Below are 18,223 nucleotides of genomic sequence, written 5' to 3'. Positions count from 1 at the left end.
GCCAGCCTCGGCGCCGGTGTGCGCGCCGAGCCACCGAGCCGCCGAGGGGCAGCGTTCACGGACGCAGAACGCAGCGCGCCCCGCCGTAGATGGTGGTGATGCATTTGTTGCAGTGGATACACAACGACTGCCCGTCGCCCCTGGACTGAATGGTGTTGACGAGGTCGGGATCGCTCAGCAGCGCACGCCCCATCTCGACGAACTCGAAGCCCTCGGTCATCGCCCGTTCGATCGACTCCTTGCCGGTGACCCCTCCGAGCAGCACCAGCGGCAGATCGACCGCCGCACGAACCTGGCGCGCATAGTCGAGCAGATACGTGTCCTGGTACGGATAGGTCCGCAGGAAGTGCTTGCCCACCAGCTTGATTCCGAGCTTTTGCGGCTGCTTCATCAATGCCCCGAACTCCCGCAGTGGCGCATCCCCGCGGAACGTGTAGAGCGGGTTCTCGAGCGAACTGCCGGCGGTGAGGACGACTGCATCCACGGACCCGTCCTGCTCGAGCCATTTGACCAGCTCGATCGCTTCGGCGAGCCAGAAACCACCGGGCGCACCGTCGTCCATGCTGACCTTCGCCATGATTGCGATCCGGTCGCCCACAGCGGCGCGGACCGCGACGGCCGTCTCCCGGGCGAACCGGGCCCGGTTCTCGAGGCTGCCGCCGTACTCGTCCGTGCGGTGGTTGAGCCGCTTACTCAGGAACGAGCTGATCAGATAGCCGTGGCCGAAGTGCATTTCGATGGCGTCGAAGCCGGCCTCGGCTGCCTTGAGTGCGGCATCGACGTGTGCCTGTCTGATCCGCGCGATGTCCGCTGCCGTTGCCGCCTGCGCGAAACTCAGTGTGGTCAGATGGAAGTGGCGGCTAGGTGCCAGGGAGGTGCTCCCGAGTGCCTTCGGCGGCGCCACCGCACCGGCGTGGCCGATCTGCGCGGACACCGCCGTACCCTCGGCGTGCATGGCGTCGGTGAGGCGGCGCAAGCCCGGCATGGCTTCGTCGGTCCACAGGATCTGGCCCGGCGAGGTGCGGCCCTCGGGAGCGACAGCGCAGTACGCCACCGTCGTCATTCCGACTCCGCCCGTGGCAAATTGGCGATGAAAGTCGATCAACTCGTCGGTGACCAGACCCTTTGGGGTTCGTCCTTCGAACGTCGCGGACTTGATGATGCGGTTACGCAGCGTCACTGGCCCGAGGCGTGCCGGGGCGAACGCATCGGGTACAACGGTCTCCGTTTCGGTGCTCATGGAACTCCCTCGTCGATTGGTCATCCGGCCACCGCTGCCGGCGATCCGAGTTGCTGTTCGAGCAGGCTGATGCGATGTGTGAGCCATCCCGATTCCCAGAAGTTCTCGGCGGTGACCGGATCGGCGAGAAGCTCTCGGTGGCAGTCGAGAAGGAGTGTCGTCGCCGCCGAGTTGCCTGGCGCGTGGGCCAGTACCGACTCGGCGAGGGCGGTCGCCTCCTCGGCTCGGCCCTCTTCCAGGCGCATTCGTCCGAGCTCGAGGACGGCGTCTCCGCCGGCGAGCCCGACCAGGTCGGCCAGTGTCTGCGCGCGCGGAACGGCGTGAAGTTCGGAGGTCGCCTTGTGGTGGAACCAGCCCAGATAGGTCTCCCAGATCGTCTTCACGCCCCACTTGACCTGGCCGTAGCCTTGCCCGACGTACAGATGGTCGGGCAAGGTCACCTCGCGCACGAGAGTCTCGACGTCCTTGCCCGCGTTGATGCCGTCAAGCGTCGTCTGGTGGATGTAGGACACGGCGTCGTGCATCCGCTCGAGGACCGCGTCGATGAGGTCCTCGCCTTCGATCGGCTCGCCGCGCCCGGTGATCAGGGTGGCGGGGCGCAGGTCGCGCAGCTTGGTGATCGTTGCTAGGTACGGTTCGACGAATCGGTAGCGCTGACCCCGAATGGTGTTGAGGTTCGGGAAGTGCCCGAACAGCGGCCCGAGCAGGTTGCTGATCAGGGCGATGCGGTGCTGGGGGAGCCAGACCATGGCGCCGTCCACCGTCTCGCCGACGCCGGAGTGCAGTTCTATCTGCAGCCCACCGACGTTGAACTCGAGACGCTCGTCGAACATCAGATCGGGGGTGGGAATGTCCTGTGCGGGCGACACGTCGGGGCGGGCCTCGATGAAGCCGCGGACAGTCCCGGCGTCGCGGCCGAACCACACAGGCGCCCACTGGCGCATCCGCGTGATCACACGTTCGTCGTCGTGTTGCACCGCCGGGTTGAGCGCATTGGCGACGTAGATCGCGCCGGGCTCACGGAACGCCGCGACGCCGCCGACATGGTCGGTATGTCCCTGGGTCGTGATGATGTAGCGGGTGGGCCCCGGGTAGACGTCGTCGAACAGCTTGCGGTGGTGCGGCGCCTCGTAGCCGAGCCCGGTGTTGACGATCACTCGTCCTGCCGCTGTGACCAGCATGTAGGCGGCACTCGAGCCGGGTGACATGTAGATGAAGTCCCCCAGGCGGACCGCCTCGTCGGTGTAGACGTGGTCGAGCAGGATCTTGCCGGGGCGGCTCTTGATGAACTCGTCGATCTGGGCGGCGGACAGGGGGCTCACTGGACCTCCACTTTCACGGGAAACTTCTCGAAGTAGTCGGCGAATCTGGTTCGTAGTTCGGCCGGCTCGCGACCGAAGTCGGCGCGCAGGTCGTAGACGACCTGACCGTTCGCGCCGCGCGGATGATGCGCAATGTGATCGTCGACGGCCGCACGGGCTTCGTCGGTGAATTCGATTCCGGTGTGCGTGTAGATGCGTTCGACGGTGCCGACGTCGTCGGCCATGAACTTGTCGAAATACACGTCGATTCGACGCTCCGCGGGTATCAGTGCGAGGTCGCGGGTCCCCGCGTCGAGGAGCCGACCGACGCGGTCGGTCCAGTAGTCGCACACGGCGTCGATATCCGGTACGAGGAAGTTCGAGCGGGCACCGTATCCGACCATCGTCGCCGCGGACTGCACCACCGACACCGGATCGCGGTGGGTCATCACCACCGTCGCGTCGGGGAAGGTGTCCATCAGCGGACCCAGCTGCTCGAGATGCTGCGGGCACTTGAGGATCCATCGGCTCGGTCCCCGTTGCCACTGCAGGACCTTCAGCATCGTCGCCATGAAGGCGTAGTGCGGGCGCTGGTCGTGCGACAGGTAGTACTCCCGCCACCGCGGCGCCATCGACGATCCCCACTCGAAGTTGTAGCTGGAGAAGTCCAGGCACTCGAGCTCGAGTTCCTCGTGGATATGCTCCGGGTTCATCGGGTGCATTGCGGCGACGAGCGGGCTCTTGGCCTGCATCTGCTCCCACCTGCGCTGGGAGCGCACGATGCGGGGGTCGATTCCGTCCGGGCCCACCGCGTCACCCGCGAACGGCACCGGCTCCTGGCTCTCCCACAGCGGCAGTGACCGAAAGCGGCTGTCCGCAGCCAGTAGATTCACCAGATGCGTTGTGCCCGAACGTGGCAGGCCGACCACGACGATCGGCGATTCGATCTCGATGTCGTGGATCTCAGGGTGTCGCTTCAATAGATCGAGCACCCGCAGCCGGTTGGCGGCGTACCGGACGCTGCCTGCGAACGTCACCATCCGCGAGACCGGGGAACGGTTGGGATCGGTGTCGATCTCGTCGAGCTGCAGGGCGAGACGCTCGTGGAAGTCGTCGGGTCCGAAGTCGTCGAGTCCGGCCTGCTCGGCGGCGGACGCAAGGACGGCGTCAACGCTGAGCTCCACCGGATTCGCTTCGGCATACGCCCAGGTCTCGCGTTGGGAGTCGGTCAGGACCGGGTTGCGCAGGTCGGTGATCCGGATCCGCCCACCGGCGATAGTGGTCACCGAGATCAGCCCTGGATCGAGTAGCCGCCGTCGACCGGCAGGGTCTGACCGGTGACGAAGCGGGCGGCCGGACTGGCCAGGAACAACGCCACCGGGGCGACATCGATCGCGGGATCGGCCCACCGGCCCATCGGGGTGCGATCGAGGGAAGGCTTGCTGTGCTCGGGGCGCTGCTGCAGGCCGGACGTCATGTTCGTGGCGGTGAGACCTGGGGCGATCGCGTTGACCCGCACGTTCTCGGATGCCCATTGGGCGCCCATCGTCTTGGTCATCTGCACGATGCCGGCTTTCGACGCGCCGTAGCCGGGCACCACGCCGACCGCGAAGAAGCTGGCCATGGAGGCGACGTTCACGATGGCTCCGCCGCCGTCGAGTTCGCTGGCAGTCAGGAACGGCAGGCACGCGGTGGACATGCGAAAGCCGCTCACGAGGTTCACCGAGAGCGATTCCTCGAAGACCTCCGGATTCCATTCGCCCTTCTGGGTGAGGGTCTGCCCCGCGTTGTTCACCAGGACATCCAGCGCGGAAAGCCCGGCCGCGACGTCGGCGATCTGCTCCCGATCGGTCATGACGCACTGCCGGTAGTCGAAGTCGCTCAGATCGTGGTCGTAGTCGCCGGCGCCACGTCGGGTACCAGTGATCGTGACCTTCGCGCCGGCTGCCACGAAGCTCCGTGCGATCGCCAGGCCCAGCCCGTTGGAACCACCGGTGACCAAAACCTGTGATCCTGAGAAGTTATATGTCACAACACTGTTCGCATCAGGGATCGTCATGGCTGTGACTGTAGACACAGATTGACCATTGGTCAATACGTATTGATCATTGGTCAATCTGTGTCTACAGTGACTCCATGAGAGCAACGAACGGCGGCAATTCGGTCTACGGAGACGCCCAGGCACGACGTCGCGGAGTCTTGGACGCCGCGGCTGAACTACTCGACGAAGGCGGCTACGGCGCCCTCACGAACCGCGCGGTCGCCAAACGGGCCCGCATCAGCACCGGGTTGATCTACCAGTACTTCGTCGACAAGCAGGACATCTTCATCGCACTGCTCCACGAGAGCCAGGTGGAGTTGGCCGAGTTCATCGCCACGTTGCCTCGTGACGAGGGCGTTGCGACGCTCATCGCCGGGATAGTGCCCGCATCGACCCGACAGTGGGCGCGGGTAGGGCACCTCGTGGCGACCTGGCGCGACGTCGACGGTGAGGCGGGTGAGCGGGAATCGGTTCACGCACTGCGTAAATCGACCGATCGCCAGTTCGCCGAACTGCGCAGCGCGCTGCTGGATGCGGCCGAAGCCGAAGGGCGAAGCCTTCGTGACGACCCTGCACTCATCCCCTTCGTCTGGTCCGGCTTGATGGGCCTGGCCGACACGCTCGTCAACAACTGGGCTCGAGACCTCGAATCGGACGCGTTGATCGCGTACTCCGCAGACTCCATGGCGAGGGCCATCACCGAATGACTGGAGCTATGAATGAACAGAGCAGACAACCCCGTCCGCCCCCGGGCGGGTTCGGGCAGCAGTGCCGTCGTTGCCGCGGAGTTGGCGACGGAGGCGGGCCGCCGGCTTCTCGCTCTTCGTGAGAACGCTGCCGCAGGAACAGATCCTGCCGAGCTGCGGAAGTCGGGCGATCGGATGAGCCACGAGCTTCTTGCCGCGCTGCTGGCCGAGTGGTTTCCCGAAGATGCCGTGCTGTCCGAGGAGGGCGCCGACGATCATGCCCGTCTGTCGGCCGACAGGGTATGGATCGTCGATCCGCTCGACGGGACCCGCGAGTTCGGTGAGCCGGGTCGCGATGACTGGGCTGTGCATGTCGCGCTTGTCGAGGGCGGTGAGCTGACCGCCGGTGCTGTGGCGATGCCGGCGCTCGGTGTCACCTATTCGAGTGATGCGCACTTCGACAGCCTCGCGCAACCGATTCCGCCCGCGCCGCGCGTCGTCGTCAGCCGCACTCGACGTCCCGAGCCGGTGATGGCGATGGCGTCCGCGTTGGGTGCCGAGTTGATCGAGATGGGCTCTGCCGGCGCGAAGGCGATGGCGGTGGTGCGTGGTGATGCGGACGTGTACGCGCACACCGGGGGGCAGTACGAGTGGGACTCCGCTGCACCCGCTGCTGTTGCTCGCGCTGCGGGACTGCATGTTTCGCGGATCGACGGTTCCGATCTGATCTACAACCAGGAAAACCCCTGGCTGCCCGACCTACTGATCTGCCGGCCCGAGCTGGCTGGTAAGGCCCTGGAGGCACTTCGGCGATGAGAAGCCCCTCGATCGACAAGACCCTGACCCATCTGGAGCGGCTCGAGGCCGAGAGTATCCACATCATGCGCGAGGCCGTCGCGGGGAGCGAGAACCCCGTGATGCTGTACTCGGTCGGTAAGGACAGTGCGGTGATGCTGCACCTTGCCCGCAAGGCGTTCTACCCGTCCAAGCTGCCGTTCCCGCTGCTGCACGTGGACACGACGTGGAAGTTCCGGGAGATGTACAAGCTGCGTGACGAGTCCGCTGCCGCAGGTGATTTCGATCTCCTCGTCCACCAGAATCCGGAGTGTGTGGAGAAGGGGATCAACCCGTTCACGCACGGATCGTCGACGCACACCGACATGTGGAAGACCGAAGGTCTCAAGCAGGCCCTCGACCTCCACAAGTTCGATACCGCGTTCGGTGGCGCCCGCCGTGACGAGGAGAAGTCCCGCGCCAAGGAGCGTGTCTTCTCGATCCGCTCGGCGGAGCACCGCTGGGATCCCAAGCGGCAGCGCCCCGAACTGTGGCGCATGTACAACGTCCGGCGCTCGCCCGGCGAGACGCTGCGGGTGTTCCCGTTGTCGAACTGGACCGAACTGGACGTGTGGGAGTACATCCGGCAGGAGAACATCCCGATCGTCCCGCTGTACTTCGCGGCCGAGCGTCCGGTGGTCGAGCGGGACGGCACCCTGATCATGGTCGACGACGACCGAATGCCGTTGCGGCCAGGCGAGATTCCCGAGCTCAAGAGCGTGCGATTCCGCACGCTCGGCTGCTACCCGCTCACCGGCGCCGTGGAGTCCACCGCAGAAACTTTGACCGACGTCATCCAGGAAATGTTGCTGACCACCACGTCGGAGCGTCAGGGACGCGTGATCGACCACGACAGCAGCGCCTCGATGGAGAAGAAGAAGCAGGAGGGTTACTTCTGATGACTCAGCCTTCGGAGCTGATCGCCGACGACATCGAGCAGTACCTCGAGCGGCACGCGAACAAGTCCATGCTGCGCTTCATCACGTGCGGCAGCGTCGACGACGGCAAGAGCACGCTGATCGGCCGACTGCTGTACGAATCGAAGCTGGTGTTCGAGGACCAGTTGTCCTCGCTCGAGGCCGATTCTCGCAAGGTCGGCACCCAGGGTGACGGCCTCGACTTCGCCTTGCTGGTGGACGGATTGGCGGCCGAGCGGGAGCAGGGCATCACGATCGACGTCGCCTACCGTTACTTCACCACCGAGCGGCGCAAGTTCGTCGTCGCCGACACCCCCGGACACGAGCAGTACACGCGCAACATGGTCACCGGCGCCTCGACCGCCGACCTCGCGGTGATCCTGATCGACGCCCGCAAAGGAGTCCTCACCCAGACCCGCCGACACTCCTACCTCGTCTCGCTGCTCGGTATCCGACACGTGGTCCTCGCGGTGAACAAGCTCGATCTCGTCGACTACTCGCAGGAGGTCTTCGAGGAGATCTTCGCCGACTACTCCGCGTTCGCGGCCGAGATCGGTCTCACCGACGTCGTCGCGATCCCGTTGTCCGCCTACTTGGGTGACAACCTCACCGAACGCAGTGCGAACACCGACTGGTACCAGGGTCCGTCTCTGATCGAGCATCTCGAGACCGTAGAGATCGACGACGACCTCCGGACCCGTCCGTTCCGGATGCCGGTGCAGTGGGTCAACCGTCCGGACCTCGACTTCCGTGGCTTCTCAGGTCAGATCGTGAGCGGCGCCGTGCGCCCCGGGGACCGTGTTCGTGTGCTGCCCAGCGGCAAGGAATCCACCGTCGACCGGATCGTCACGATGAACGGGGACCTCGACGAGTCCGTCGCCGGCCAGTCCGTCACCGTCACCCTCACCGACGAGATCGACATCAGTCGCGGCGACGTGCTCGCTGTCGCCGACGCCCTGCCCGGCGTCGCGGACCAGTTCGAAGCGCACGTGGTGTGGATGGGTGAGCACGAGATGCTGCCCGAGCGTCCGTACCTGTGCCAGATCGGGGCCATGACGGTGCAGGCGCGGATCACCCGGCCGAAGTACAAGATCAACGTGAACACACTCGAGAAGACCGCCACGAACACCCTCGCGCTCAACGAGATCGGTGTCTGCAACATCAGTTTCGACCGGCCGGTGCCGTTCGACCCCTACGTGGACAACCGGGATACCGGCGGCTTCATCCTGATCGACCGGCTCACCAACACCACCGTCGGTGCCGGCATGATCGGGCACTCGCTGCGCCGATCGGACAACATCCACTGGCAGGCCGTCGATGTCGACGGCACGGCTCGGGCGACGCTGAACGGTCACCTCCCGCAGGTGTTGTGGTTCACCGGCCTGTCCGGCTCCGGCAAGTCCACCATCGCCAACGAACTCGAATGCCGACTGCACGCACTGGGCTGCCACACCTATCTCCTCGACGGTGACAACGTGCGGCACGGCCTCAACCGTGATCTCGGCTTCACCGAGGCCGATCGCGTCGAGAACATTCGGCGGGTCACCGAGGTGGCCCGGTTGATGGCCGACGCTGGGCTGATCGTGTTGGCGTCGTTCATCTCTCCGTTCCGGGCGGAGCGGGACGCGGCGCGGGAGCTGGTCGGCGAGGACCGCTTCTGTGAGGTGTTCGTCGACACCCCGATCGAGGTCGCCGAGGAACGAGATCCCAAGGGGCTCTACCGGAAGGCCCGGCGCGGGGAACTCGCCAACTTCACCGGCGTCGATTCGCCGTACGAAGCTCCGGAGGATCCCGAGCTGCGTATCGACACCACCGCCACCTCGCCCGAGGAGGCGAGCGTGCAGATCATCGATCATCTCCGCCGCAGGGCCATCATCGCCTGACCGCGTGTCCCGTCCGCCGGGATTCTCTCCGGCCATCCAAGTTTCACACCCAACAAGAAGGAGTACCCATGCCCAACCGTGACGAAGTCCGCACCGCGGTCGAGACGTATGTCAGGTTGCTTGCCGCTCACGACACAGACGGCCTGATGGAACTGTTCGCCGCGGATGCGGTCCAGCACGAACCTGTCGGCGTCCGGACCAACCGGGGCCACGACGAGATCCGGGCGTTCTTCGCCGAGTCCGAGAACACGCCGTTCACCGTCAGCCTGCTGACGCCGGTCACCGTCGTCGGCAAGTTCGCCGCGATGATGATGCGTGTCGAGCGCGAAGGACTGAAGGACTTCGGCTCCACCGACCTGTTCGAGTTCGACGACGAGTGCAAGATCGTCTCGATCACCGCCGTGCCGGACATCAAGGCGCTCATCGGCTGATCTGCCGAAATGTCCTATGCCAGAAAGCTTCGGTGGCCCCGCACCCGTGGCGGGGCCACCGAAGCTCGCGCGCATCAACCGGTCTCGGGCCGGTTCCCTGCTGGAGATCACGATGACGGCTACCAATTATACTGAGAATGAACAGTATTCGACCGGACGATCTGATTCCCGACTCTCGATGGTCGAGCGGATGACAATTATCCTCGACGCCTTCGATCAGCGGCACTGGCTACAGCTGAACCTGCAGGAGATCACCCACAGGACTCAGTTGCCGCGCTCGACTACACACCGGATCCTCGATCAACTCGTTCGAATGCGATGGCTCGACCGCGCCGAACACGGATATTTTCTCGGCCCCCGAGCTCTGGGCGGTCAGGACCGAATCGATGGGGAAATTCGAGCTGCTGCGGGGGATGCCCTACTCAAGCTGCACCTGCAGACCGGCGCGATGGTCCTCCTCACGACGCTGGACCGTGGGGAAGAGGTCTTCCTCGACCGTGTCGGAGGACGCTCGATCCCCGCCCACCCTGCGACGGCGAGGTTCCGATGGCCCGCGCACAGGACGTCCAGTGGTAGAGCGATGCTCGCGTGTTTGAGCCCGGAACACGTCGACGGACTCCTGGAGGGAACTGGTGCGGAGTGGGCTGCTGGGTGGAGCATCGCTGTCCTGCACCGGGAGCTCGCCCGGATCCGGCGTGGGCACGGGTCCTCGATCGAACGGCTCCGACGTGGCCCCGGACTGGACAGTGTCGCCTTCGCGATCCGAAGCCAGCGGTGCAGGCCGATAGCGGCAGTCTCCGTGTGGGAGCAAACCGGCGCGACCTCCATTGACCGCTTCGTTCCCCGTGTAGCCGAAACCGCCTACCAGATCTCGAAGGTGATCGCCGATCGAGAAGCGAAACGTCGTACTAGTGACCGGCCCGTGCTCGTGACGTAATTCCTTGTACTGCAATGAGCAGATCGGATGTGCCGTGGGCACGGATTTGGAGGAGAGTTGTGAACAGCTTCGAAGGAAAGGTCGCCCTGGTTACCGGTGCGGCCCGGGGACAGGGCCGCTCTCACGCGATTGCGTTCGCGGAACAGGGTGCGGACGTGGTGCTCGTTGACCGCTTGAACGAGTTCGGCGGCAGTGATGTCGTGACTTACCCGTTGGCGACGAAATATGACTTGGCCGAGACTGTTCGATTGGTCGAGGCTGCCGGTCGACGCTGCATCTCGGTCGTCGCCGACACGGCGAATCGTGCCGCGATGGACTCGCTGGTGGCCCGAGCGGAGAAGGAGTTCGGGAAGATCGACATTGCCGTGGCCAACGCCGGCGTATCCGTGATGGCATCTGTCCAGTCGGCAACGTCGGAAGTGTGGAACGAGACGATCTCCTCGAACCTCACGGGCGTCTTCCACACGATTGCCGCTGTCTCGCGCGGAATGGCCGAACGCGGCTATGGTCGCATCATCACCACCGCGTCGAACCTCGGCCGGGGCGGATGCACCAACACCATCGCCTATTCCGCATCCAAGTGGGGCGTGATCGGGCTGACGAAGAGCGCTGCCCTCGATCTCGCGCAGTTCGGTGTCACCGTCAATGCGGTTGCCCCGGGTAATATCTCGACCCCGATGGTTCACAACAGCGCGCTGTACCGCCACATGCGCCCCGATCTCGACGCGCCGACGGTCGACGACGTGGCGCCGGTCTTCCAGTCGGTGCACGCAATGCCGGTTCCCTGGCTCGAAGCTTCCGAGATCACTCGGGCCGTGCTGTTCCTCGCCGATGAATCGAGCGCCCATATCAGCGGTGTCGTTCTGCCGGTCGATGCAGGAACGGCCGCACGCGTCACCGCGTGACGGGGCATCAGCGCAGGTTCTCCCGGTGAAGCACTCCGCCGCTGCTGAGGTGAGTGCTCCACCGGGACTCGGACCTCGGGCCGGAGGCTCGCCGAAGTCCGAGTTTGTCGGGAGTATCAGTTCTTCCACGACTCGTCGAACAGCAGAATGCCGTCGATGGTCACCTTCAGCCCGTGAACGTTCTGATTCCAGACATCGAAGGTCGGCGTGTTTCCCCACACCTGCCACGGCAGGGTTTCGTTGGCGCGTTGCTGGATGCGGGCCAGCACCGACTTCTTGTCCTCGTCGGTGATCGCGACACCCAACTGGTCCAGAAGCGTGTCCATCTGGGCATCGGAGTAGCCCGTGATGTTGCTCGGGGCCCCGGAACTGGTGTTGATGGCCAATCGCTCGAACGGATCGGCCTCGGAGAGCGACAGTGAGCCCGAAGCCATGTCGAAGTCTCGATCGACATACATGCGCTTGATCTGATCGCCGACATTGTTGACCGACTCGATGTTCACATCGAACCCGACCGCGTTGAGCATCGCTTGAACCGCGAGTGCCGTGGCCTGCGAGGACGGTTCTTGATATGCGAGATAGGTGAGCTTGCCGTCGTACCCATCGGCTTTCGCCTGACCCAACAGTTCCTTGGCCTTCGCGGGGTCGACGCCGACAGGCGGCACGTCATTCTCCCAACGGGAGGTGTCCTGGAAGATCGTCTGCCCGGGCAATCCCCGGCCATCGTTGACGCGTTGGTTCAGAGTGTCCGGATCGACTGCGTACGCGATGGCCTTTCGTACACGGAGATCTGCTCCCGGGCGTCCGGGAGCCATGTTCACATTTGCGAGATAGCCGAGTGAGGGGATGTCGACGAATCCCGGGTATCCGCCTGCGATCAGCTCGAGAATCGGCGCCAGCGTGCGCATGTATGCCACGTCCACACCGCCCGTCTCGAGCGCTTCAGCAGTCGCCTGAGCACCGACAATGCTGATCATCCGCAACTTGTCGATGTTCGGCGGGCCGCCGTGGTAGTCGGGACGAGCTGTCAACACCAGTTCATCGTTCGGGGCGAACTTCTCGAGCGTGAAGGCTCCCGCTCCGACCGGAGTGAACTTGTCTCCCTGCTGGGCCGTGGGGGCAACGATCATGCCAGGCCCGCCGGAGAGCATGGACTCAATTCCCGTCCACGGTTCCGTGAGGTTGAACACGACGGTTTCCGTATCGGGAGTGTCCATCGACGCAACCTTGGACGTCCACAGGGCGGACTGTGGCCCCTTGTTGGAAACGTAGCGCGCGATGCTGGCCACCACTGACTTCGAATCGAAAGGTGTGCCGTCGCTGAAGGTCACGTCACGTCGCAGGGTCAACGTCCAGGTCTTGCTGTCGGAACTCGGCTCGAGCGACTGCGCCAGTTGTGGCTCGAAAGACTGGGCGACCGGGTCGTAGCGTACGAGGACGTCATAGATCGCTGCGAGTTCGCTACCTCCAGCGGATCCTGCGACCTGAGTTCTCGCCGGGTCGAGTGTTGTTGTCGGCGAGTATCCGCTGAAGGTGAGTGTTCCTCCTCTGGCCGGTGCGCCGACTTCCTTCTGTGTATTCACCATCCCGATCTCGAGTGAAGATTCCGAAGCGGCCGAGTCGGCGTCCGCGTGGCTGCCGGCGCACGAAGTGAGCAGCACGGTGACGCTGAACGCGCAGACGGCGACAAGGGCTTGCCGTGTGGGGTGGGTATTGCGACCCATCAATTACCTCCGAATGGGATTGTGGCCTAGGACATTCGGGCAACAGCATGTGATGTGCATCATTGGCCGTCCTTCGGCCTCCCGATGATCGGGAACGTGTTTTCCTCCCCTGAGGGGCGGTGATAGGAGCGCTTCCGAAGTCGGGTCGCGTGGTCTCGGGGGTGAGGATTTGACCCCTAGGTGTATGCTTGCCGATAAGCAAGTAAATAGGAGGTGGCTGTGACGAGCCTGTTCGACGACGACGAGGTGTCCCGGTTGCGGGTCGCGCTCGGCCGCATCTCGCGGCAGGTCGATCGCCAGACGTCGGGCGGTGAACTGACCAAGACGCAGTTCTCGATCCTCACGACCGCGGTGCGGCGGGGGCCGATCCGGGCCAGCGAGATGGCCGAGATCGAGACCCTCAACCCGACGATGCTCTCGCGGATGATCGGCAAGATGGAGGCAGCGGGCCTGCTGATGCGCTCCGCGGATCCCGACGACGGACGCGCGATCGTGGTGTCCGCGACCCCGGAGGGGATCGCCCTGCACACCGAGTTGCGTGACAAGCGCACCCTGCTGTTCGCCGACTACCTCGGCCAACTCCCCGAGACTGAGACCCAGGACCTGCTCGACGCTCTGCCCGCCCTCGAGGCCCTCGGCGAACGGATGTGTCAGGCCCGGGCCGCGGCCCGCTCATGACGGCGGCCGCGAAACTCGGGCGCCAGACCTTCGCCGCGCTGGCCAACCGCAACTTCCGGCTCTTCATCGGCGGGCAGGGCGTCTCGCTCGTCGGCACCTGGATGCAGACCGTCGCGCAGTCCTGGCTGGTCCTCGAACTCACCGGATCCGGCACCGCGATCGGTGTCGTCGTGGCGCTGCAGACCCTGCCGATTCTGCTGCTCGGCCCGTACGGCGGCGTCATTGCCGACCGAACAGACAAGCGTCGCTTGATGATCGGGCTGCAGTCGCTCATGGGTGTGCAGGCGCTGCTGCTCGGCGTCCTCACGATCACCGGCACCGTGGAGCTCTGGCACGTCTATGTGCTGGCGCTGCTGCTCGGGTTGAATCAGTGCTTCGAAAACCCTGCGCGGCAATCGTTCCTGCTCGAGATGGTCGGGCCGCAGGATCTGCGCAACGCGGTCAGTCTCAATTCGACGCTCGTCAGCGTCTCCCGCATAGTCGGGCCCGCGGTGGCCGGTGTGACCATCGCCGCCGGTGGCCTCGGCGTGTGCTTCCTGCTCAACGCCGCCAGCTTCGTCGCGGTGGTCAGCTCGCTACTGCGGCTGGATACTTCGGCGCTGCACCGATCCGCACCGGCGGAACGGGCGCGTGGCCAGTTGCGCGAGGGCCTGCGCTACGTGCGTGGCAACCGGAACCTCGCGGTGCCGCTGCTGATGATGGCGTTCATCGGCTGCCTCGCGTTCGAGTTCCAGGTGGTGCTGCCGATCGTCGCCGACCAGACCTTCGGTGCCGGCTCCGAGGCGTACGGCTTCATGACGGCCGCGATGGGCGTCGGCTCGGTGTGCGGCGGACTGCTCGTCGCCACGTGGGGCCGCACCGGCACCCGAGTGCTGATCGCGGCCGCGGCGGCTTTCGGTTTCACGCTGGTCGCGGCGGCGGCCGCGCCCACCCTCGCGCTCGAACTGGTCGCGCTGGCCCTGGTCGGTGCGGTGAGCATCGCGTTCAACTCGACCACCAACAGCACCCTGCAACTCGAGGCCGACCCGCAGATGCGCGGACGCGTCATGGCGCTGTGGTCCACGGCGTTCATGGGGTCCACCGCGATCGGCGGCCCCATCGCCGGCTGGGTCAGCCAGCAGTGGGGCGGGCGTGCCGGACTGCTGCTCGGCGCGATCACCTGCCTGGTCGTCGCGCTGGTCGCGTGGATCGTGATCGGCCGCGGCAAGGAGGTGGCCGCCCAGACCGAGCCGATCACCGAGGACCCCGAGGAGAACACCGTCGAGAATCCGGCGATCTCCGAGGACCCGACTGTGACGGGGGCGGACGCGGAGGCGCGTCGCCGCGCGGCTTGACCTTCCACCTGGTCGAAACTTCATGATGGCGGGGTGAACGCCTCCGGATTCGACGACCTGGTCACGATCGGCGCCTTCGCGCGCGCCACCGGCCTGACGCCGAGCGCGCTGCGGTTCTACGACGACAGCGGCCTACTCGCACCGGCGCGCATCGACCCGGCAACCGGGTATCGGTACTACGCCGCCGGGCAGCGCGAGCGGGCGTCGACGATCCGCCGACTGCGGGCGATCGACGTGCCGTTGGACGTGGTGAAGCGGGTCCTCTCCGCGGGCCCGGACGAGGCCGCCCGACTGCTCGACGCGCACGTGCAGGTCCTGCAGCAGCGGGCCGCGGACGCCGCCGCCGAGGCCGAGGCGGTGAAGGCGGCCCTCGCGCTCGGGCAGCGAGTCCCGCGCGTCGCGCTGTCGGGACGGTTGTTCGCCGACGCGATCGAACGGGTGCTGCCCGCGGTGTCGGAGGATCCCGAGTTCCCGATCCTGGCCGGGATACTCATCGAGTTGGGCGGTGACGCCGTCACCGTGACCGCGACCGACCGCTATCGCCTGTCGACGCGCAGCCTCGCAGTGGCGGGAAACCAGCCCCCGTGGTCCGCGGTGCTTCCGGCGGGTGAACTTGCCGCGCTCGTCCCGTGGTTCGCCGGATCCGACGATCTCGCACTCGATCGACGGGACGACACCGTCGTCCTCTCGACAAGCGGTGACGAGAAGCGGTGCACCGTGCTGCCGGGCACCTTCCCGGACTACGCGGCGATGCTGGCCGCGCTGCCGCCGACCCGCACCCGGGTGGTCGCCCAGCACGATGCCTTGCTCGGCGCCGTCGAGGGTGCGCCCACCGAGACGATCCGGTGCGTGGTCGCCCCGCACGAAATCTCGGTCGGTTCGCCGGCCGGCCCGAACCGGCGCCTCGACGCCCGCGTCACCGGTCCGGGCGTCGAACTGTTCTTCCGCCGCGACAATCTGCGGTCGGCGCTCGTGACGGCCGTCGGACCCGACCTCATGCTCGACATCTCCGCCCCGGACATGCCCGTGGTCATCCGCTCCGCGACCGACGGCGACCTCACCACCCTCGCGATGCCGACCGCGTCGGACGCCTAGAGAGACAGGACTATTCATGACGACAACCGACCAGACGATGGACGCGATCACCCGCGGGGTGACTCTCGGCCGCGACGGCGACACCGACGCGGCCCGGGCCGCGCTGCTGGACCTGTGGGCCGAGATCACCCTGAGCGGCGACCCGTTTCACCGGTGCACGCTCGCGCACTACCTGGCCGACCTGTACGACGACCCGGCGCAGGCGCTGATGTGGGACGTCCGGGCGCTCGACGCCGCGGACAACCTCACGAACGACCGCGTCCAGGAACACCACGCGAGCCTGGCGGTCCGCGGCTTCTACCCGTCGCTGCACCTCAACCTCGCCGACAACCTCCGTCGGCTCGGCTCGTTCGATGCCGCGCGTTCTCATCTCGACGCCGCCGCCGAGTACCTCGATGCGCTCGGCGACGACGGGTACGGGGCGATGATCCGGACGGCGCTCGCCGAGGTCGGCGAGGACGTCCGCAACGAATCGACGGCGCGTCGGGCATCGGCGCCGGGATCGTAACTGTGGCGTATCCACCGCTCCGCTCATAGTCTGTGCCGGTGAAGAAGTGGTGGATCATCGGTGGGGCGGTCGTCGTGGTTCTCCTTGGTGTCCTCGCGGGCCCCTGGATCTACGGTCAGTTCATCGCCGAGGACGACGCCCCGGCCGCCTCGGTGTCGACCGAGGGTGCACAGGCCGCGACCGGCTCGGTGGACGGCGAGTGGGCCGTCGGGCCGGGGGAGGGCGCCAACGCGACCGCCGCCGGGTACACCGTGTCCGAGATCCTCAACGGCGCCCGTGTCACCGTCGTCGGCACCACCGACCAGGTGAACGGCAACGTCAGCATCGCCGGCCAGAAGCTCACCGCCGCCGAGATCGTCGTGCAGGTCGCCGGCATCGCCACCGACAATGCGCGCCGGGACGGTCAGTTCCGCGGCAACGTGATGGACGCCGAGACCTTCCCGAACGCGAAGTTCACGCTCACGGCGCCGGTCGATCTCGCATCGCTGCCCACCGACGGCACCGCCGCCACGGTGAAGGCGGACGGGACGCTGACGCTCAAGGACCAGACCCGGCCGGTGACCGTGGACGTCAAGGTGCTGCACTCCGGTGACACGCTGATCGCGTCCGGCGCCGTCCCGGTCACCTGGTCGGACTACGGAATAACGCCGCCGTCACTGGGATTCGTGACGGTCGACGGCAACGGCACGGTCGACTTCCTGGTGAGCCTGGCCCGCGCCTGACGGCGCCCACCCGGGCGGCCCGAACACGTAGCCGAGGCGGTCACGCCACGACTGCGCGGCGCGGACGTCGCGTCCGATCGCGGCATACTCGTGGGTCTGCAGTTTCCAGATGTCGTAGGTGCCCACCGGTTTCGTCAGCCCGTAGGTGGGGCGCTGCTGCTCGGCCCGGAAGGTCCCGAACATCCGGTCCCAGACGATCAGGATGCCGGCATAGTTGCGGTCGAGGTACTCGGGATCGCAGCCGTGGTGCACGCGGTGGTGCGACGGGGTGTTGAACACGAACTCGACCGGCCGGGGCAGCTTGTCGACCCGCTCGGTGTGCACGAAGAACTGGTACACCAGGCTCACCGAGAATCCCACGAAGATCATCCACGGTGGAATGCCGATCAGCGGCAACGGAATCCACATGAGGATCTCGCCGCTGTTGTTCCACTTCTGGCGCAGCGCGGTCGCGAAGTTGAAGTACTCGCTCGAGTGGTGCGCCTGATGGGTCGCCCAGATCAGCCGGATCCGGTGCGCCATGCGGTGATACGTGTAGTAGAGCAGGTCGATGCCGACAAGCAGGAGCACCCACGTGTACCAGGCGTTCGCCGGCAGGTGCCACGGCGCGAGGTACACCCAGATCGCGGAGTAACCGATCAGCGCCAGGAATTTCCAGAACGCGGTGGTCGCGATCGACACCAGGCCCATCGAGATCGACGCCCGCGCGTCCCGGAACTCGTAACCGGCCGTCGGCGGGTGGGCCCGGCCGTCGCGGATCTCGGTCTCCTCGAGCTTGCGGGCCGCGAACCACTCGAGCCCGAGGAACACGACGAACGCCGGAATCGCGAGGGTGACCGGATCCCCGAGCGGTTCGAGCAGCGATCCCCACGCCGTGGTGAGGGTCTCCCACATGTTGCCTCCGAGCTGTCGCGCGCACCTGACCGGGAATCTACTCCGCGGGGTGACCTGGGTCACTAGCTCGACGGCGGTGGGTAACGTCTGGGG

The 18,223-nt window shown here is 65.9% G+C and carries 18 protein-coding genes; 12 read left to right on the top strand and 6 right to left on the bottom strand.

Features of this window, described 5'->3' with window-relative positions:
- Positions 1-55 precede the first annotated feature (55 nt).
- The 4 genes from LCL87_RS16285 to LCL87_RS16270 are packed head-to-tail and all read right to left on the bottom strand — an operon-like array spanning position 56 to position 4,600.
- Positions 56-1,240: an NADH:flavin oxidoreductase gene (locus LCL87_RS16285; RefSeq protein WP_225021398.1), complete on the bottom strand. Its 1,185-nt coding sequence runs from the start codon at positions 1,238-1,240 to the stop codon at positions 56-58.
- A 20-nt stretch (positions 1,241-1,260) separates the two neighbouring features.
- Positions 1,261-2,562 carry an alkyl sulfatase dimerization domain-containing protein gene (locus LCL87_RS16280; protein ID WP_225021396.1) on the bottom strand — a complete coding sequence of 434 codons (1,302 nt, stop codon included), beginning with the start codon at positions 2,560-2,562 and terminating at the stop codon, positions 1,261-1,263.
- Complete coding sequence (locus tag LCL87_RS16275) at positions 2,559-3,827, bottom strand: sulfotransferase family protein (RefSeq protein ID WP_225021395.1); 1,269 nt, start codon at positions 3,825-3,827, stop codon at positions 2,559-2,561. Before LCL87_RS16275 ends, LCL87_RS16280 begins: the two co-directional genes overlap by 4 nt.
- A 5-nt stretch (positions 3,828-3,832) precedes the next feature.
- Positions 3,833-4,600, bottom strand: coding sequence for an SDR family NAD(P)-dependent oxidoreductase (locus tag LCL87_RS16270; protein ID WP_221283061.1), 768 nt, complete (start codon positions 4,598-4,600; stop codon positions 3,833-3,835).
- A gap of 77 nt (positions 4,601-4,677) precedes the next feature.
- Between LCL87_RS16270 and LCL87_RS16265 the strand changes: the two genes are divergently transcribed.
- The 7 genes from LCL87_RS16265 to LCL87_RS16235 all read left to right on the top strand — a co-directional run bounded on the left by LCL87_RS16265 (position 4,678) and on the right by LCL87_RS16235 (position 11,175).
- Positions 4,678-5,289 carry a TetR/AcrR family transcriptional regulator gene (locus tag LCL87_RS16265; RefSeq protein ID WP_221283062.1) on the top strand — a complete coding sequence of 204 codons (612 nt, stop codon included), beginning with the start codon at positions 4,678-4,680 and terminating at the stop codon, positions 5,287-5,289.
- Positions 5,290-5,301: 12 nt separating this feature from the next.
- Entirely contained in the window at positions 5,302-6,084 is a 783-nt protein-coding gene (locus LCL87_RS16260; protein ID WP_225021393.1) for a 3'(2'),5'-bisphosphate nucleotidase CysQ, read from the top strand.
- A complete protein-coding gene (gene cysD, locus LCL87_RS16255; protein ID WP_225021391.1) occupies positions 6,081-7,001 on the top strand; it encodes a sulfate adenylyltransferase subunit CysD in 921 nt (306 codons plus the stop codon). Before LCL87_RS16260 ends, cysD begins: the two co-directional genes overlap by 4 nt.
- Positions 7,001-8,902: a sulfate adenylyltransferase subunit CysN gene (gene cysN / locus LCL87_RS16250; RefSeq protein WP_225021389.1), complete on the top strand. Its 1,902-nt coding sequence runs from the start codon at positions 7,001-7,003 to the stop codon at positions 8,900-8,902. Before cysD ends, cysN begins: the two co-directional genes overlap by 1 nt.
- 68 nt (positions 8,903-8,970) lie before the next feature.
- Entirely contained in the window at positions 8,971-9,333 is a 363-nt protein-coding gene (locus LCL87_RS16245) for a nuclear transport factor 2 family protein (protein ID WP_225021387.1), read from the top strand.
- A 112-nt stretch (positions 9,334-9,445) separates the two neighbouring features.
- Entirely contained in the window at positions 9,446-10,270 is an 825-nt protein-coding gene (locus LCL87_RS16240) for an IclR family transcriptional regulator domain-containing protein (protein ID WP_225021385.1), read from the top strand.
- A gap of 59 nt (positions 10,271-10,329) precedes the next feature.
- Positions 10,330-11,175, top strand: a complete 846-nt coding sequence (locus tag LCL87_RS16235) for a mycofactocin-coupled SDR family oxidoreductase (protein ID WP_225021383.1) — start codon at positions 10,330-10,332, stop codon at positions 11,173-11,175.
- 116 nt (positions 11,176-11,291) lie between these two features.
- On the opposite strand, the gene LCL87_RS16230 is transcribed toward LCL87_RS16235, so the two are convergent.
- Positions 11,292-12,899 carry an ABC transporter substrate-binding protein gene (locus LCL87_RS16230; RefSeq protein ID WP_225021381.1) on the bottom strand — a complete coding sequence of 536 codons (1,608 nt, stop codon included), beginning with the start codon at positions 12,897-12,899 and terminating at the stop codon, positions 11,292-11,294.
- A 219-nt stretch (positions 12,900-13,118) separates the two neighbouring features.
- On the opposite strand from LCL87_RS16230, the gene LCL87_RS16225 reads away from it, so the two are divergent.
- From LCL87_RS16225 to LCL87_RS16205, 5 genes are read left to right on the top strand one after another with little or no spacing between them, the layout of a single operon-like run.
- Positions 13,119-13,577, top strand: coding sequence for a MarR family transcriptional regulator (locus LCL87_RS16225; protein WP_225021378.1), 459 nt, complete (start codon positions 13,119-13,121; stop codon positions 13,575-13,577).
- Positions 13,574-14,911 carry an MFS transporter gene (locus tag LCL87_RS16220; protein WP_225021590.1) on the top strand — a complete coding sequence of 446 codons (1,338 nt, stop codon included), beginning with the start codon at positions 13,574-13,576 and terminating at the stop codon, positions 14,909-14,911. The genes LCL87_RS16225 and LCL87_RS16220 overlap by 4 nt, the downstream gene beginning before the upstream one ends.
- 33 nt (positions 14,912-14,944) lie before the next feature.
- The gene (locus tag LCL87_RS16215; RefSeq protein WP_225021376.1) at positions 14,945-16,006 is read left to right on the top strand and encodes a DNA polymerase III subunit beta family protein; all 1,062 of its coding nucleotides are present in this window, start codon (positions 14,945-14,947) and stop codon (positions 16,004-16,006) included.
- A gap of 16 nt (positions 16,007-16,022) precedes the next feature.
- Entirely contained in the window at positions 16,023-16,514 is a 492-nt protein-coding gene (locus tag LCL87_RS16210; protein WP_225021373.1) for a hypothetical protein, read from the top strand.
- A gap of 38 nt (positions 16,515-16,552) precedes the next feature.
- On the top strand, positions 16,553-17,236 hold the full coding sequence (locus LCL87_RS16205; protein WP_225021371.1) for a YceI family protein: 684 nt from the start codon (positions 16,553-16,555) through the stop codon (positions 17,234-17,236).
- Here LCL87_RS16205 and LCL87_RS16200 read toward each other — a convergent pair.
- A complete protein-coding gene (locus tag LCL87_RS16200; protein ID WP_225021369.1) occupies positions 17,168-18,130 on the bottom strand; it encodes a sterol desaturase family protein in 963 nt (320 codons plus the stop codon). The two genes, LCL87_RS16205 and LCL87_RS16200, sit on opposite strands and share 69 nt — an antisense overlap.
- Positions 18,131-18,223 lie beyond the last annotated feature (93 nt).

The organism is Prescottella equi, from assembly GCF_020171745.1.
GTDB classification, from domain to species: Bacteria; Actinomycetota; Actinomycetes; order Mycobacteriales; family Mycobacteriaceae; genus Prescottella; species Prescottella equi_A.
Note: the sequence above shows the minus strand (reverse complement) of the source record. Positions and strands in the feature narration are given on the sequence as shown.

Bases quoted from the DNA above. Each gene is read 5' to 3' on its own strand.
- LCL87_RS16200 (WP_225021369.1), bottom strand. From the start codon at position 18,130: ATGTGGGAGACCCTCACCACGGCGTGGGGATCGCTGCTCGAACCGCTC.
- LCL87_RS16210 (WP_225021373.1), top strand. From the start codon at position 16,023: ATGACGACAACCGACCAGACGATGGACGCGATCACCCGCGGGGTGACT.
- LCL87_RS16260 (WP_225021393.1), top strand. From the start codon at position 5,302: ATGAACAGAGCAGACAACCCCGTCCGCCCCCGGGCGGGTTCGGGCAGC.
- LCL87_RS16240 (WP_225021385.1), top strand. From the start codon at position 9,446: ATGACGGCTACCAATTATACTGAGAATGAACAGTATTCGACCGGACGA.
- LCL87_RS16265 (WP_221283062.1), top strand. From the start codon at position 4,678: ATGAGAGCAACGAACGGCGGCAATTCGGTCTACGGAGACGCCCAGGCA.
- LCL87_RS16230 (WP_225021381.1), bottom strand. From the start codon at position 12,899: ATGGGTCGCAATACCCACCCCACACGGCAAGCCCTTGTCGCCGTCTGC.
- LCL87_RS16220 (WP_225021590.1), top strand. From the start codon at position 13,574: ATGACGGCGGCCGCGAAACTCGGGCGCCAGACCTTCGCCGCGCTGGCC.
- LCL87_RS16245 (WP_225021387.1), top strand. From the start codon at position 8,971: ATGCCCAACCGTGACGAAGTCCGCACCGCGGTCGAGACGTATGTCAGG.
- LCL87_RS16270 (WP_221283061.1), bottom strand. From the start codon at position 4,600: ATGACGATCCCTGATGCGAACAGTGTTGTGACATATAACTTCTCAGGA.
- LCL87_RS16285 (WP_225021398.1), bottom strand. From the start codon at position 1,240: ATGAGCACCGAAACGGAGACCGTTGTACCCGATGCGTTCGCCCCGGCA.
- cysN (WP_225021389.1), top strand. From the start codon at position 7,001: ATGACTCAGCCTTCGGAGCTGATCGCCGACGACATCGAGCAGTACCTC.
- cysD (WP_225021391.1), top strand. From the start codon at position 6,081: ATGAGAAGCCCCTCGATCGACAAGACCCTGACCCATCTGGAGCGGCTC.